Genomic DNA, 14,566 nt, shown 5'->3' with positions numbered 1-14,566 from the left:
GGACAGGATGCACGCAGTTGAACAGGCGATCGGGACCCTTCTGCAGGACACTTACGGCATTGAGGCTGCGCTCGCACCTTTGCCGGGGGAGCATGACCTGAATCTTCGCCTGCGCGCAAGAAACGGCAACGACTACCTCCTCAAATTGCACGCCCCCGGCGACGACGCCGAACTCGAGATGCAGATGGCGGTGCTCGACTATCTTGAAACCAACGCCCCCGAGCTTGCCCTGTCGCGAGCGATACGGACGCGACAGGGGGCGGTAAGCATTCCCGCCGAGATCGACGGACCGAGAACGGCACGGCTGCTTACCTGGCTGCCCGGCACCATCTGGGCGAAATCGACAGTGCGCGGCCGCCACAGTGCCGAAGCGCTTGGCCGATTGCTCGGTCGGCTCGATTGGCATCTACAGGGCTTTACCCACGCTGGCGCGCGCCGGATCTATGGCTGGGATATCGGCCGCGCCGACATGCATCTTGTTCATGTCGCCATGATCGGGGACGCCGACAAGCGGGCCAGCGTACATACCATCCTCAGCCATTTCACCGACAACGTCCTACCACGCCTGCAGGCCTGCCCGCGGCAAGTGATCCACAACGATGCCAACGATTACAACGTGCTGCTGGACGAAGCCGGAAACGTCAGTGGTCTGCTCGATTTCGGCGACATGGTCGAGACCTTTCGTGTCGTCGAGATCGCGGTAGCCGCGGCCTATGCCCTGATCGGCGAGCGTGATGCAGTGGGCACCATCGCGGCGGTGACGGGAGCTTATCACGACGTTAATCCGCTGAGCGAGACCGAGGCGGAGCTGGTCTTTGACCTGGTGCGTACTCGCTATGCCGTCAGCATGTGCATGGCCGCAAAACAGATCCGCGACAATCCCGACAACACTTATCTCCTCGTCAGCCAGGAGGATGTCTGGCGCGAGTTGCAGCGGCTGGAGACTGAGAACCGCTCGATCGCCGTTGCCCGCATCCGGGATGCATGCGGGTTCGCCGCAATCCCCTCCGCTGCCGGGGTGGTGAAGTGGCTGGAGCGCAATGCCCATGATTTTGTTGCCATCGTCCGCCCTTCTGCCGAAAGACCCAACGTCGCGGTCCTGGATTTCTCGGTCGCTGGCGGGAACAGTTGGGCGGGTCTTGCGCCTGACGCCGCCGAAGCGCGCATTGACGCCATTCTGGCTAAGGAGCAAGCCGATTTCGCCATCGGCCTCTATGGCGAGAACCGGGCAATCTATCAAGGCGACGCTTTCGAAACGGGAACCGAGGGAGCGCGCCGGTCGGTGCATCTCGGCATTGATATATTCGTGCCGGCTGGCGAGCCGGTGTACGCGCCCTTTGCCGGAACTGTCGCATTCATCCACGACGACGCCGTCGCATTCGGCTTCGGCCCGACAGTTCTTTTGCAGCATGACACCGACGATGGCACCGTTTTCTGGACACTTTACGGGCACCTGGCACGCGAAGGTGTTGCCAGGCTCTCGGTTGGACAGCCGATTGCCAAGGGCGAAGCCTTCGCCGCGTTCGGCGCAGCATCGGAAAACGGGCAGTGGGCACCGCACCTGCATTTCCAGATCGTCACCGATCATCTCGGCCTCGGCGGTCGAATGCACGGAGTCGGCGTACCCGATCAGTGGCAGGTCTGGCGCGACGTCAGCCCCGATCCCTCCGTCGTCCTCGGCCTTCCCGTTCCAGCCTCGGTCATAGTGGCGCGCGACAAGGATTTTCTGGTTCGCGAGCGTCATCGTCACATCGGTCGCTCACTCAGCATCGCCTACAGTGCGGCGCCTTTGAAGATTGTCGGCGGCGAAGGTGCCTGGCTGATCGAAGAGGACGGCACCCGCTGGCTGGACATGGTCAACAACGTTTGCCACGTTGGCCATTGCCATCCGCGTGTCGTTGCCGCGGCACAGAAGCAGATCGGTCACCTGAACACCAATTCGCGTTACCTCCACGACTCCCTTGTGGAATATGCACGGCGCCTGACGGCGCAGTTTCCCGATCCGCTGAACGTCTGCTTCTTCGTCAATTCCGGCAGTGAGGCCAACGATCTCGCGATCCGCCTGGCGCGGGCCTATACGGGAAATCGCGATATCATCACGATCGACCATGCCTATCACGGTCATCTTTCGAGCCTGATCGACGTCAGTCCCTATAAGTTCGCCGGTCCCGGCGGCGAGGGACAACCGTCGCATGTCCGCGTTGCAGAAATGCCGGATCTCTATCGTGGCCGCGTCCGCTATGGGAATGCCGAAGCCGGCAACAGATACGCGGACAGCGTGAAGGACCAGATCGAAGCGCTGGCAGCCGCGGGGCGTCGCCCGGCGCTGTTCTTCAGCGAAGGCATTCTCGGCACCGGCGGCCAGATTCCGTTGCCTGACAACTACCTCAACCAAGCCTTCGCCTTTGTTCGGGAAGCCGGCGGACTTTGCCTGTCTGACGAGGTGCAGGTCGGCTTTGGCCGCGTCGGCCGCCATATGTGGGCGCATGAGCTCCAGGGAGTGGTGCCCGACATCGTGACGATGGGCAAGCCGATCGGCAACGGCCATCCGATGGCAGCCGTGGTCACGACCGAGGCAATCGCCGCATCCTTCGCCAACGGCATGGAATACTTCAACACGTTCGGCGGCAACCCAGTCTCGGCCGAAATCGGGCTTGCGGTGCTCGACGTGATCCGCGACGAGCGGCTGACCCACCATTGCCGCGTGATCGGCGACCGGCTGATGGACGGCGCGCGTGCGCTGGCCGAGCGCCACGGACTGATCGGCGACGTGCGCGGATCCGGCCTCTTCAACGGGATCGAACTGGTGCGCAGCCGCGAGACGCTGGAACCGGCAGCAGCAGAACTCGACCGCCTGATCGCCGGCATGAAGAGCCGGCACCGCATTCTCCTCAGCAGCGAGGGTCCGCATCATAACGTGCTGAAAATCAAGCCACCGGCTCCCTTCAGCGCCGAAGATTGCGACCGGTTCCTTAATGCGCTCGACGAAGAATTGACCTTGATCGCAAAGGGCGGGTGAGCGGATGCAAAGGGCCACGATCAAGACGATTGCGCAGGAGACCGGGTTGTCGATCGCCACGGTATCGAAGGCGCTCAACAATTCGCCGCAAGTCCGCCCGGAGACGCGCGCCGTTGTCCTCGCGGCAGCCGAACGGGTTGGCTACGAGCTCAACATGCATGGGGTGCAGCTGCGCACGGGCAAGACCTACCAGGTGGCGGCGATCATGTCGGCGCCCGGTCCTCGCCAGAACGAATGGGAAGGCGTCGAATACGCCCAGTTGCTCAGCGGCATTTCCTGGGCTCTGGAAGAGAGCCCTTACCGCGTATCGCTCTACGCCGTGCGCAATTTCGAGGAGAGCTTCGCCACCATCAAGCAGATCGTCACGCTGAAGAAGGCAGACGGCATCATTTTCTCCGGCACGCGCGCGGAAGATCCACGGATACGGCTGATGCAGGAGGCCGATTTCCCCTTCGTCACCTATGGCACGACGATGCACAACGCGCCACACGCCTTTGTGGATGCCGACAACGAGCAGATGATCCGTCTTTGTATGAGCCGTCTCGTTGGGCGCGGTCATCGTCGCATCGCGCTCGTCAATCCGGCGGTGGAACTCACCTATGCGATCACCCGGTTGGACGCCTATCGCTTGGCGCTGGAAACGGCCGGGCTGCCTTTCGATCAGGCGCTTGTCTCCCATGGCCATCTGACGCCCGCCTTCGGCCGCGAGAGCGTCCTTGCCATGTCGAAACTTCCGGATCCGCCGACAGCTTATATCTGCGCCAACGAAGCGGCGGCACTCGGAGCCTTGTCCGGCTTTCATGCCCGGGGCCTCGTGCACGGCCGAGACGCGGTCATCAATGCGACCGACGACCTCAATGTCAGCCAGTACTTCGCGCCGCCGATCACCACATTCTTCCTGCCGATCAGTGAGCCGAGCGCGCTGCTTGGCACCTCCATCCTGCGGTGTATGGAGGGCGAGCCTCCCGAGGCGTTGCAAACACTTTTGATGCCCGACCTGATCGAGCGCTGCGACGATCGACTGCCGTCGGACCGCTGAAGAATTTTCGCTCCAAGTTGATACCCACGACCCAAGACGACAAGGACTGCCGCGTTTATGATTGCCCCGATACCTTTTCAGCCCGACCAGATGCAAAGCGACAGGCTGGAACTCGGCGTCTGCTACTACCCCGAACAATGGCCGCGCGAGAAGTGGCAGGACGATGCGAGCCGCATGAAGGAGCTGGGTCTTTCCTGGGTTCGCGTGGGCGAGTTTGCCTGGGCGCACATGGAACCGCGCCCCGGCGACCTGCGCTGGGAATGGTTGGACGAGGCGATAGATGTGCTTGGCCGGGCAGGGCTGAAAGTCATTCTCGGAACACCGACCGCCGCGCCGCCAAAATGGTTGGTCGACCTATATCCCGACATTCTGCCCGTGGACGCAAAAGGCACGGTGCGCAAGTTTGGTGCGCGCCGTCACTATTGTTTCTCCAGCCGCCGTTATCGCCAGGAGGCGGCCCGCATTGTCGAAGCGATGGCCAAGCGCTACGGCACGCATCCTTTCGTGCAGGCATGGCAGATCGACAACGAGTATGGCGACCACGACACGGTCTACAGCTATTCGAAGGAAGCCGAGCGAGCCTTTCGCCTGTGGCTTGCCGAGCGCTACGGCACCATTGATGCACTCAACGCAGCTTGGGGCACGAATTTCTGGTCGATGCGCTACGGTGCGTTCGAGGAGATCGAACTGCCGAACAATCTGGTTGAAGAGCCGAGCCCGACACATCTAGTCGATTTCATTCGCTTCTCGTCCGACCAGGTGAAAAGCTTCAACAGCATGCAGGCCGATCTGTTGCGCGGCCATGCGCCGGGCCGTCCGGTGACGCACAACTTCATGTCGAACAATTTTGACTTTGACCACTACGAGGTCGGCGCCGACATCGATATCGCCTCGTGGGACGTCTATCCGATGGGCGGACTGCTGAACGGCCGACTGTCTGACGACAACAAGGCGCGTTACTTGCGTACCGGCGATCCCGACCAGACAGCGTTTTATCATGATCTCTACCGGGCCGTCGGGCGCGGGCGCGTCTGGGTGATGGAGCAGCAGCCAGGACCGGTCAACTGGGCCTCTCACAACCAGGCGCCTGCCGATGGCATGGTGCGGCTGTGGACATGGCTTGCCTACGCCCACGGCGCCGACATGGTGTCCTACTTCCGCTGGCGCCAGATCCACTACGCCCAGGAGCAGTTCCATTCAGCCCTGCTGCTGCCGAACGGCGAACCGGACCAAGGGTATCAGGAAGTCGCGGAGGTTATCGCCGAGATCGCCCGTTTGCCCGCTAGCGCGCGCCGGGAAAAGGCCAAAGTTGCGCTGGTGGTCGACTATCCCTCGCGATGGGCGAGCCGCGCCCTGCCGCAAGGCCGCAGCTACGACGCAACCGCCATCGGGCTTGACTGGTATGCCGCGCTGTCGCGCTACGGGATCGATGTCGATATTGTCGGACAGCATTGTGACCTCGACGGCTACGCGGCGGTTTTCGCGCCCGATCTGCTAATCGCCGACGCAGTCTTTGTCGAACGGCTTGCGCAGTGCGGGGCCAAAGCTCTCTTCGGTCCGCGCAGCGGCAGCAAGACACCCAATCTTCAAATTCCGACCAGTTTGCCGCCAGGCCCGTTGAACGCGCTTTTGGATATGCAGGTGGTGCGGGTCGAATCTTTGCCCGAATTTCACATCGAGTCGGTGCTGCATGGCAACGAGACTTATCCCGCCAGCGTTTGGCGCGAAACGATCCGAACAAGCGAACCAGTCCTCGCCAGCTTTTCAGGAGAGTATCGTGCTGGCGCGCCGGCGCTCGTCGGCAATGACAAGGCGCGCTATCTCGCGGTCGTGGCACAAGGCGACCTGCTGATGAAGGTGATCGGCGATACCTTGGACTGGGCGGGAGTTGAGCGGCAGCCCGATCTTGGCGATCTGCGCGTGAGCCGGCGCGGTCCACTTCACTTCGCCTTCAATTTCGGCAAGGTTTCGGCGGAGGTGCCCGCGGCCACCGCGGCCGTTTTCCATGTGGGTGAGCGTATACTGACACCCGTTGGCGTCGCTGTCTGGACGGAATAGGAAAGGCCGGAAGACCGCGTGCTGCTCGAAAAGGGTGGCATTGCTGTACTGCCTTCTCCGAGGCCAGACTTAATTGGACAGCGAGCACGAGGTGGCAAAATTGGTCACCATTGTTCTTGCTCTCCGATGACCTCAAGATGTCCACCTAAGGCGCTTTTCGATCGTCCGGGCGGCGAACGGTTGAGCTGTTGTGCGTACAGCAGAGACCGACGCCAGCGGACGCGGATGGTCTTCACCGCATACCAGGAATTTCGGTTTGATAGAATGTAAGCGCGCCTTAATGTTCATGTGCTAGGACCGACGCTAGAAAAGGACCCTGAGTATGAAATACGCGCAAGTCCGACCGCTTCTGCTGGTCCTCGTTCTTCCTCTCGTCGCTGCGCTGTCGATTTATACCGGGCTCTTCGCGGTTCTTGAGCTTGCTACCGAACGGAGCGACAAGATCGCCGCCGAGCGTCAAACGCATCTCGCCGAGACGCTCATTTCAAAAATGCAGGCGGCAGTAGCCCACGACCAGGAAAGTGCAACTGTCTGGGACGATGCGATCAGAAACGTGCGCGACGATAATGCCGATTGGATGCAGGCGAACCTTGGCAAGTGGATGTTCACCTACTTCCAGCACGACCGCGCTTACGTGATCGCTCCGGATGGCCATGCAGTCCACGTTTTCGCTTCTGACGAGGCGGATTCGGCGAAGGCATACCAACAGGTTCGCGATGTCATAGCGCCACTGGCGGAAAGGCTGCGCGCAAGGCTTGTCGCCGGCGACGACATCGGGCTTTCCGATCAGGTCTTGAGCATTGGGGAAAGCGATCTTTCTGTCGTCAACAACCACCCGGCAATAGTCAGCGTGAAGCCGATTATCTCGGACACCGGCAACATCGAGCAGAATCCTTCGGAGATCTATTTGCATGTCGCCGTCCGCTACCTCGACGGCAGCTTCTTGGCGAGGGTGTCGAGCGAATACCAGTTTGATGACCTTACCTTTGCCTGGGCGAAATCGAGTGAGGAGGATCGATCTTTCGCCGCAACGAGAAGTGCCGATGGGAGAGAGTTCGGATACTTCTCCTGGCGTCCGTTTGCTCCAGGCGAAGCCGTCGCGCAGTCGGTTCGCCCAGCCCTAGGCGCTGTGGGCATATCGGTGTTCGTCGCGCTGGCTGGGATGGGGGCCATGGTTGGTGTGCGAAACCGAAAACTTCGGCAGAGCAGGGCCGCGCTTGAACATCTCGCTCGCCACGACACTCTTACGGGACTGGCGAACCGGGCGTGGTTTGCCGAGCATTTGGCTAGGGTCATCTCCGGATCTGCCACGACACAGTCGAACGCGGTTCTGTTCATGGATCTTGATCGGTTCAAGCAGGTCAACGACACGATGGGGCACCCGGTTGGCGATCGTCTCCTGGTGCTGGTGGCTGACAGGTTACGCGGGATTTTCCCGGGCAGCGTCGTGGGTAGGCTCGGAGGGGATGAATTTACCGCGGTCGTGACCAACGTTACGAGCGACCAGGTTTCGCGGTTGTGTGAGCAAGTCATCGACTCCATGCGGCGTCCATTCGAGATCAATGGAACGCCAATCAGCATCGGTGCGAGCATTGGCGTCGTGATCGGCGTCGGACGTGATGTTGATCCATCCGACCTGACGCGGAAGGCTGACATCGCGCTCTACAATGCAAAGGCTGCGGGCAGAAACCGCTTTGCGATCTTTGGTCCTCATATGGATGACCTCGTGCAAGACCGGCGCGAACTCGAATGCGACTTGCGGCTGGCGGTCCAGAATCGCAGAGATCTCGAGGTGTATTTTCAACCCGTCTACGCTGCCCCGAACGGAGCCTTGTATGGCGCCGAGGCGCTCCTTCGATGGAAGCACCCCGCACGAGGTCTTATAACCCCGGAGGTGTTCATTCCCATCGCCGAAGAATGCGGCGTCATCGCCCAGTTGGGCGATCTTGTTCTGGAGGAGGCCTGCCTGGCAGCGCAGCGGTGGCCGGATCTGGAGATCGCGATCAACGCCTCACCTCTCGAGTTGCGAAACGAGGCGTATGCGCTGAGGGTCATCGCGGCCTTGAACAAGCATAGGATTGATCCCGCGCGGCTGGAGATCGAAATAACCGAGGGCACGCTGCTCGATAGTGCAGGGGAATGCCAGCGCAACATCGCGGCCCTCCGCTCTGTCGGTGTCCGCATTGCGCTGGACGATTTTGGCACGGGCTTTTCCAGCTTCGGTCGCCTGCAATATGTCGCCGTCGACCGTATCAAGATCGACAAGAGCTTCGTGGACGGCTTCGATAGCCAGGAGGCTGACAATCGGGCCATTGTCGAGGCGATGATAAGGCTGGCACGGGCTAAAGGCTTGAAGACAACGGCTGAAGGCGTTGAGACCGAAGAGCAGCGGGCAATCCTGAAAGAACTTGGTTGCGATCACCTGCAAGGATATCTCCTGTCGAAGCCCATGACCAAGGACGCATTCGACCGAATGGTCGGAACGAATGTGATCGACTTGCAGGCGAAGCGTTAGGTTGGCTCGGCCACGAGAATTTTCAGGTCTGAGGTGACGACGCCGCTGCTGGGAGCGGGCGGCCTGATTGCTAGGGGCTGGCAATTGGTTCAGCGACGCCGGCTTCGAGGCGAGACTCGTGTGATCCGATCACCATCCTGTTTCCGCGCCAATCGAAGCTTCCGGCCAACCAGCTCCTGATCCAGATGGCGGGCAACAAGATATCACGCGTCACCATTGCAACGAGCGATATCGGTGAGAGATGCCAATTCTTGCGGGCCGCAAGAAGAAGTTCCGGTATGTAGGCTGCGCACAAAACCGCGACAGTTGTGGTGGAAAGACTGGCACCGACAACGAACGCGGCGCACACGCACAGTGATAGGGGCGGAACCACGCCCAACAGGATCTCCGGGGCGAAGAAATGCGGGAAAGTCACGCGTCTCAGCCGCGCCCAGCGGCATTGTCGCGCCCATATCTCGCGAAAGGTTCTTCTTCCTAACGGCTGCTCGAACGGCCCACCAACCAGATGCACCTTGAGGCCCATTCGGTTCACCAGCTTGGTGGCCGCGGCATCTTCTGCGATCTCAGCCCCAAGTGCCTGGATGCCGCCGTGGGAGTTGAGGGTCTTCTTTCGCCACAGCATGCTCTTGCCTTGCGCGAAGCCAAATCCAAGAGCCTCTCCTGCATATTGCCAACGGGCCTGGTGGGTGTTGAGAAACGCACATTCCACCTCCGCCCAAAACCCTGTGGGGCGGGAGCCAAGTGGCGTCGAGCAGACAAGTCCACTATCGGGCCGCCATGCAGCGATCAGGCGCGCGAGATAGTCGCTGGGCATCAAAACGTTGGAATCGGCAAGCACGACCCATTCGTGCGACGCTGCGTTCCAGCCCTTGACACAATTGTTGAGTTTCGGATTTGCGCTGACGCGATCGTCCCCAACAAGGACCGTTGCCTTTGTCAGCGGCTTCGCCCGGCGAGCCTCTTCAGCCAGGCCAATTACCGGATCGGCCTTGTCGGCAACGCAGAAGATGATTTCGTAGTCGGGCCAATCCAGGCTCAGCGCACTTTCGAGCGTCTCCCGCGAGAACTGTTCCACCCCGCGAAGGGGTATCACGATTGAGACCGGCGGACGGGCGGAAACGCTTGGCGTTTTGTCTTGGCGGGATCGAATCCGCCATCCCGCGATAACAAGGCTGAGGGTATTGGCTGCCAACAGGGCACCGGCGACGGCAATGATATACAGCATCAGTCATTCCAGCGGTGAACAGCGCCGGAATGAAAACGAGTCTCAGCGCCCGGTGAGCTAAGACATCATCGTCACATGACGCGATGATGACATCTGCCTGTTGCTCTGTGAGGAGTTAACAGGAGCATCGGAGCAAGTTGTTAGCGCGTCATGCCAGCGGCTGCCAACGCTGAACTCAGTGCTTTCTCCTCAGGGCCCTTTGAACCTTGACAATCTCGCCCTTCATCAGGATCAGGAAGTGCTTCTTGTCGAGGCGGTTGGCGACGTCGCCGTCTACCGTCATGTAGTCCGTTCTGGGACTGGACATGGTCTCATCCGCTACCCTGATCTGCTCAATCACGATGCAAGGATTTCCAGCGTCACCCGTGCATTTGAACCGCCGCGTCTCCTGGTACTGTGACATCGATCCCCTCCTAAGCTGACGGCAAGCATCATCGCGACCGAAGCCGGGATTTCAAGTTATAAATTAGGTGTTGCTGAATTATACGAAGGGTGAAGGTGTGTCCGGTGGCGCAAGCAAAGCCCGGTGCTGGTTTGGACAGCGCCGGGCCTATGTGACTGCAGTTGAGGGAAACGCAGTCAGTGCAACGACAAAGGGTGCGCTGCCCAGGAAGAACGTTGCTACGGTTCGGATGTTCCGAACCGCAAAGGTATTGTTCAGGCTGCTGCCTCTCGGCGCGCCCACCGCTAGTTTTGGCGTGGTGCCTCGGCGGTGAACACAAACGCCGACATTCGCCCTTCGATCGGCCCCTTGCCGAAGGTTTTCTCAAGCGCTTCCGCTACGCGTGCCACGACATCGACCTTCGGCTGACGTGCTTCGATTTCCATGCGGAGCGGACTGCCCCTGCAGAAGGCGGTGGCTGCATCATGTGCCGAGGATGCATGAGACGTCTTTTCGACCTTTGCGAAGGTCGCCGACTGGAAACCGGCGCGCTCGAGCTCGGATAGGATCGTCTCGGCATCAAAATAGCCATGCGGCGTCCGTCGAAAGAATTCCGGCGGATCGCCCGGAAACACGGCGTCTGTTGCAGCCCTGACGGCGGCTGCGAAATCGTTGCTCTCGACCGTGTCCCACGTGTTGAAGAGAAACGTTCCTTTCGGCTTCAGCACGCGAAGGATTTCGTGATAGGCGCGGTGTTTGTCGGGAAAGAACATGACGCCGAACTGACTGGTGACGGCATCAAAGGTCTGATCGGGGAAGGGCAGGCTCAATGCGTCGGCCTGGCGCCATACGACATGCCCTCCGGAGTGTCGCCGTGCGGCGACATCCAGCATCGCCTGGTTCAAATCGGTGGCGATGATTTCCGCGTGCGGAAGCGCTGACGATATTGCGCGCGTAAGGGCGCCCGACCCAGCGGCGACCTCGAGAACGCGGTGCGGATGAAACGACGCCAGGCGCTGGGCCAGATCGGCCGCGTAAGGGTCGAACAGGATCGGTACCATGTAGCGGTCGTAAGCCGCAGGGATATCGCCTTGAAAACACGCATCATTTATAGCCATGATCGTTGCGCTCCATAGCCACCGCTCTGGGCGCATATTAGAACCTTTCATGGTGTCTTTGAAGGTGTTGCCCAGCGAGTGCTCAGCGAGGGTCTGTCATGCCCAAGGCTTGCAGATCGAGGTCATCCGCCAGATGTCTCGGCAGGCGCGCCAATTGATCTCGGGTACGATTGCGTGTCAGGCGTGAGATCTGACGCGTTCTAAATGCGTAGAAGATGTCGAAGATTGCGTTGAGAGTGCTCATTGCGGCCTCCTTTCATCGGTTTTAGCCGCCATGATCGAAGGGTACTGTCGGGTTGACTTTCAATCAAACAAAATGATATGGAATTCAAATTCAGAAAAATTGAAAGATGTGACGATGAGCATTCCCTTTCGCCGTCCCATTCCTTTGCTTGATAACGACGTCCTGAGGACGTTCGTTGCCATCGCAGAGACCGGCAATTTTTCGACCGCCGCGGAAGCCGTATATCGGACGCCGTCGGCTGTCTCCATGCAGATCAAGAAGCTGGAGGAGCAGCTCGGTGCGACGCTTTTCCTTCGTGATGCGCGTTCGGTCAGCCTGACCCAGCACGGCGAACTGCTACTCTCCTACGCACGCAACATTCTCGCTCTGTCGAACGAGGCGGTTTCGCGCTTCATCATGCCCGAGCTTAGCGGTGTGGTTCGGCTTGGCGCGCCGGAAGATATCGGCGAGCGATTGCTGCCCAGCATTCTGAAAAGCTTCGCCGAAAGCTTCCCGAGCATCATGGTCGATGTCACCATCGACATGAGCATCGGCCTCAAGAAGCGGATGGAGGAGCAGCGCCTCGACCTGGCACTCATTAACTGCGCGACACGCCCCTTGCCGACGGATGGCGAGATCGTGTTTCGGGAGCGGCTGATATGGGCTGGTGCCAAGTGCGGTACGGCGCACCGTCGCGAGCCGCTGCCGATCTCGATCTGGGAGGATGGCTGCATCTGGCGCTCGGAGGCAATATCGCAACTTGAGCGCATGAAGCGCGGCTATCGCGTTGCTTTCCTCAGTGGCCACACCATGGCGCAGCGTGCGGCCGTGGTTTCCGACCTCGCGATCGCGCCGTTGCCGCGCTCCTATGTCACCGACGAGATGACGATCCTCGGCGTGCAGGAAGGGTTGCCCGAACTCGGCTCCTTCGACATCCGGCTGCTTACTGCATCGCAGATGAACGGCCCGATGCGCGCTGTGGCCGAGAGCATCCGCTTTGCCTTTGCCGAAAAAGCCAAGGCTGTTGCTGCTTGACAAGTTTGCGGTGACCTTTTTTCTTCCTCCGGGGTTTAATTCGCGCGGCGGGAGTCGCCCGCGCTCGGACGACTGAGAAAGAAGGATTTCGCAATGACGATAATGGCCAAGATCGGCTCAGCCCTCGCAATTCTGCTCGTACTTTCCTCGTGTGGAAACACGATCCGCGGTATTGGCCGGGATACGGCAAACGCGGTGAACGCGACCCAGGATGCAGGTCGTTCGGTCGGCCGCGCCGCCACCAGGTAACAAGACCTCAGATCGCAGCCGGCGGGTAAGCGTTTTCCAACCCGCCGGAACGCGAAAGCCCAGTCCGGAACGCCATGTAAGCCGGATGCTGGCTTGATTTCGCTGCCTCCATCAGTCGTATCTGCAGGCGGGCAGGCGCTGTCTCGCCAATCCATTTCCCAAGATTTTCGAGTTTCAGCGTGTTCAGAAACGGCGCACTGGCTGCGTTGTTCAGATGGCGGTGAAGGCCATCAATGACGTTTTCGTCCTGCGCCACATTTTCCATCAGCAAGGCAACGTAGGATTTCTCCTGTTCGTCAAGGCTGGCAAGCTTCGAGGCGATCGTGTCGCGGTCGGGAAACGGAGCGGATGTCATCTGTATTTTCCTCGTCTGGGCAAGCGGGCGCGATTCGGGCGACCAAGCGGTCGGTGCTTATAGGAAACCGATGCCTCCGGAGTGAAGACTTTGTCATTGGCCGAGATCGTTGTTCGTCCTAGAGCCCGGCCTTGACCTTTTCTGCGACGTCGGCAGGAACCCACTTGGTCCATAGGGCCGAATAATTCTGAAGGAAGTACTCCGTGGCTTCCTCGTTGCTCTTCTGGTTTTCGTCCTGCCAGGCGAGCACCTCGTTGATCGTCGTATTGTCCCATGAGCGAAGCTTAAGGTAATCCATGGCCGGTCCGGCCCGGTCGGCAAAGGCTTTGGTGACAATCGTATAGGCCCGCGAGACCGGGTAGGAGTTGACCTGCGGCCGAGCGCAACCCGGGATCGAGGTGCATTTGTCCCACTCTGCCTTGTCATGAGCGACGCCGAAGCTCAGGCGTGTCATGTCGTATTTGCCAAGGATGGCGGTGGGGGCCCAGTAGTAGCCAAGCCAGCCGGCCTTTTTCTGGAATGCATTTGCGATGGAATCATCGAGGTCCTGTGGGCTGCTGGCTTCGACAAGTTGAAACCCGTCCCGTTCAGCCCCCAGCGCGCGGAAGAGATTGGATGTCGAAATCTGGCAGCTCCACCCGACAGGACAACTATGGACGGCGCCCTGCGATGCATTGTCGGATGCCGGGAATAGCTCCGGATGCTTGAGTGCGTCCTCGACGCTGCGGATATCCGGGTTCGCATCTGCGATGAATTTCGGTATCCACCAACCTTCGACCGCGCCCTCCGAGAGGATTTCAGCAGCCTGGATCAGCTTGCCTTCCTTGACCGCCATGTCGAGTTCGGAGCGCACCGAATTGATCCAGAATTCGGAAGCGATATCGGGCTCACCCTTTCCGTCCATCGAAAGGAACGTCGGCATCGTGTCACCCGGGACGATCCTGACCGAGCAGCCGTAACCCTTCTCGAGAATAAACTTGTCGAAGTTGGCGGCAATACCCGCCGACGCCCATTTCATTTCAGCGATGGTGACGTTGCCGCATTCAGCAGCCCGCGCCGTCGCGGCGGCTGCACAAACTCCTGCGGCAAGCAGGATTGACGTGCAGAGAAATCTCATCTTGCGTTCCCATTCTTGCTGTCGCGGCTACAACCTAGGCGTTCCGCAGTTTGCGGAGGAGGCTCTTGCTGTTTCTGCAGGCTGTTGCTGTGGCGTTCGTCCTGACGCCTTGCAGGGCAGCCTACGCGTTCGGCTGCGGAAATCAATTGTCTTCTGCGCGTGAAGCAGGGAGTCTAAGCGCCTGATTTGAAATCGGTAATGATAGTTCCGCAGAAGATTGCGGTTGGTATT

The 14,566-nt window shown here is 60.0% G+C and carries 12 protein-coding genes; 6 read left to right on the top strand and 6 right to left on the bottom strand.

Translation table 11 applies throughout. The annotated features are described in order from the left end of the window. The first annotated feature begins 7 nt into the window (after positions 1-7). From FHT97_RS13760 to FHT97_RS13745, 4 genes are all read left to right on the top strand, one after another. The gene (locus FHT97_RS13760) at positions 8-3,019 is read left to right on the top strand and encodes an aminotransferase class III-fold pyridoxal phosphate-dependent enzyme (RefSeq protein ID WP_246712622.1); all 3,012 of its coding nucleotides are present in this window, start codon (positions 8-10) and stop codon (positions 3,017-3,019) included. Positions 3,020-3,023: 4 nt separating this feature from the next. Then, positions 3,024-4,058, top strand: coding sequence for a LacI family DNA-binding transcriptional regulator (locus FHT97_RS13755; protein WP_183862872.1), 1,035 nt, complete (start codon positions 3,024-3,026; stop codon positions 4,056-4,058). 57 nt (positions 4,059-4,115) lie between these two features. After that, positions 4,116-6,116, top strand: coding sequence for a beta-galactosidase (locus FHT97_RS13750; RefSeq protein ID WP_183862871.1), 2,001 nt, complete (start codon positions 4,116-4,118; stop codon positions 6,114-6,116). 322 nt (positions 6,117-6,438) lie between these two features. Continuing rightward, positions 6,439-8,631, top strand: coding sequence for a bifunctional diguanylate cyclase/phosphodiesterase (locus FHT97_RS13745; RefSeq protein WP_183862869.1), 2,193 nt, complete (start codon positions 6,439-6,441; stop codon positions 8,629-8,631). 70 nt (positions 8,632-8,701) lie between these two features. Here FHT97_RS13745 and FHT97_RS13740 read toward each other — a convergent pair whose 3' ends face one another. From FHT97_RS13740 to FHT97_RS13725, 4 genes are all read right to left on the bottom strand, one after another. Continuing rightward, positions 8,702-9,856: a ceramide glucosyltransferase gene (locus FHT97_RS13740; RefSeq protein WP_183862867.1), complete on the bottom strand. Its 1,155-nt coding sequence runs from the start codon at positions 9,854-9,856 to the stop codon at positions 8,702-8,704. Positions 9,857-10,031: 175 nt separating this feature from the next. Next, a complete protein-coding gene (locus FHT97_RS31415; RefSeq protein WP_259128203.1) occupies positions 10,032-10,163 on the bottom strand; it encodes a hypothetical protein in 132 nt (43 codons plus the stop codon). Between the two features lie 380 nt (positions 10,164-10,543). Then, positions 10,544-11,356, bottom strand: a complete 813-nt coding sequence (locus tag FHT97_RS13730; protein ID WP_183862865.1) for a methyltransferase domain-containing protein — start codon at positions 11,354-11,356, stop codon at positions 10,544-10,546. Positions 11,357-11,438: 82 nt separating this feature from the next. Next, positions 11,439-11,600 carry a hypothetical protein gene (locus FHT97_RS13725; protein ID WP_183862863.1) on the bottom strand — a complete coding sequence of 54 codons (162 nt, stop codon included), beginning with the start codon at positions 11,598-11,600 and terminating at the stop codon, positions 11,439-11,441. A gap of 72 nt (positions 11,601-11,672) precedes the next feature. Between FHT97_RS13725 and FHT97_RS13720 the strand changes: the two genes are divergently transcribed. Next, positions 11,673-12,614: a LysR family transcriptional regulator gene (locus FHT97_RS13720; RefSeq protein WP_183756296.1), complete on the top strand. Its 942-nt coding sequence runs from the start codon at positions 11,673-11,675 to the stop codon at positions 12,612-12,614. 93 nt (positions 12,615-12,707) lie between these two features. Further along, the gene (locus FHT97_RS13715; RefSeq protein WP_183862861.1) at positions 12,708-12,863 is read left to right on the top strand and encodes an entericidin; all 156 of its coding nucleotides are present in this window, start codon (positions 12,708-12,710) and stop codon (positions 12,861-12,863) included. Between the two features lie 7 nt (positions 12,864-12,870). On the opposite strand, the gene FHT97_RS13710 is transcribed toward FHT97_RS13715, so the two are convergent. Both FHT97_RS13710 and FHT97_RS13705 read right to left on the bottom strand, forming a co-directional pair. Then, positions 12,871-13,218, bottom strand: a complete 348-nt coding sequence (locus FHT97_RS13710; protein ID WP_183862859.1) for a hypothetical protein — start codon at positions 13,216-13,218, stop codon at positions 12,871-12,873. A 118-nt stretch (positions 13,219-13,336) separates the two neighbouring features. Further along, positions 13,337-14,335: a glycine betaine ABC transporter substrate-binding protein gene (locus FHT97_RS13705; protein WP_183862857.1), complete on the bottom strand. Its 999-nt coding sequence runs from the start codon at positions 14,333-14,335 to the stop codon at positions 13,337-13,339. Positions 14,336-14,566: the final 231 nt, after the last annotated feature.

The sequence above is a fragment of the Rhizobium sp. BK399 genome (assembly GCF_014194695.1).
Taxonomy (GTDB): domain Bacteria; phylum Pseudomonadota; class Alphaproteobacteria; order Rhizobiales; family Rhizobiaceae; genus Rhizobium.
Note: the sequence above shows the minus strand (reverse complement) of the source record. Positions and strands in the feature narration are given on the sequence as shown.

Bases quoted from the DNA above. Each gene is read 5' to 3' on its own strand.
- FHT97_RS13760 (WP_246712622.1), top strand. From the start codon at position 8: ATGCACGCAGTTGAACAGGCGATCGGGACCCTTCTGCAGGACACTTAC.
- FHT97_RS13755 (WP_183862872.1), top strand. From the start codon at position 3,024: ATGCAAAGGGCCACGATCAAGACGATTGCGCAGGAGACCGGGTTGTCG.
- FHT97_RS13750 (WP_183862871.1), top strand. From the start codon at position 4,116: ATGATTGCCCCGATACCTTTTCAGCCCGACCAGATGCAAAGCGACAGG.
- FHT97_RS13745 (WP_183862869.1), top strand. From the start codon at position 6,439: ATGAAATACGCGCAAGTCCGACCGCTTCTGCTGGTCCTCGTTCTTCCT.
- FHT97_RS13740 (WP_183862867.1), bottom strand. From the start codon at position 9,856: ATGCTGTATATCATTGCCGTCGCCGGTGCCCTGTTGGCAGCCAATACC.
- FHT97_RS31415 (WP_259128203.1), bottom strand. From the start codon at position 10,163: ATGTCCAGTCCCAGAACGGACTACATGACGGTAGACGGCGACGTCGCC.
- FHT97_RS13730 (WP_183862865.1), bottom strand. From the start codon at position 11,356: ATGGCTATAAATGATGCGTGTTTTCAAGGCGATATCCCTGCGGCTTAC.
- FHT97_RS13725 (WP_183862863.1), bottom strand. From the start codon at position 11,600: ATGAGCACTCTCAACGCAATCTTCGACATCTTCTACGCATTTAGAACG.
- FHT97_RS13720 (WP_183756296.1), top strand. From the start codon at position 11,673: ATGATATGGAATTCAAATTCAGAAAAATTGAAAGATGTGACGATGAGC.
- FHT97_RS13715 (WP_183862861.1), top strand. From the start codon at position 12,708: ATGACGATAATGGCCAAGATCGGCTCAGCCCTCGCAATTCTGCTCGTA.
- FHT97_RS13710 (WP_183862859.1), bottom strand. From the start codon at position 13,218: ATGACATCCGCTCCGTTTCCCGACCGCGACACGATCGCCTCGAAGCTT.
- FHT97_RS13705 (WP_183862857.1), bottom strand. From the start codon at position 14,335: ATGAGATTTCTCTGCACGTCAATCCTGCTTGCCGCAGGAGTTTGTGCA.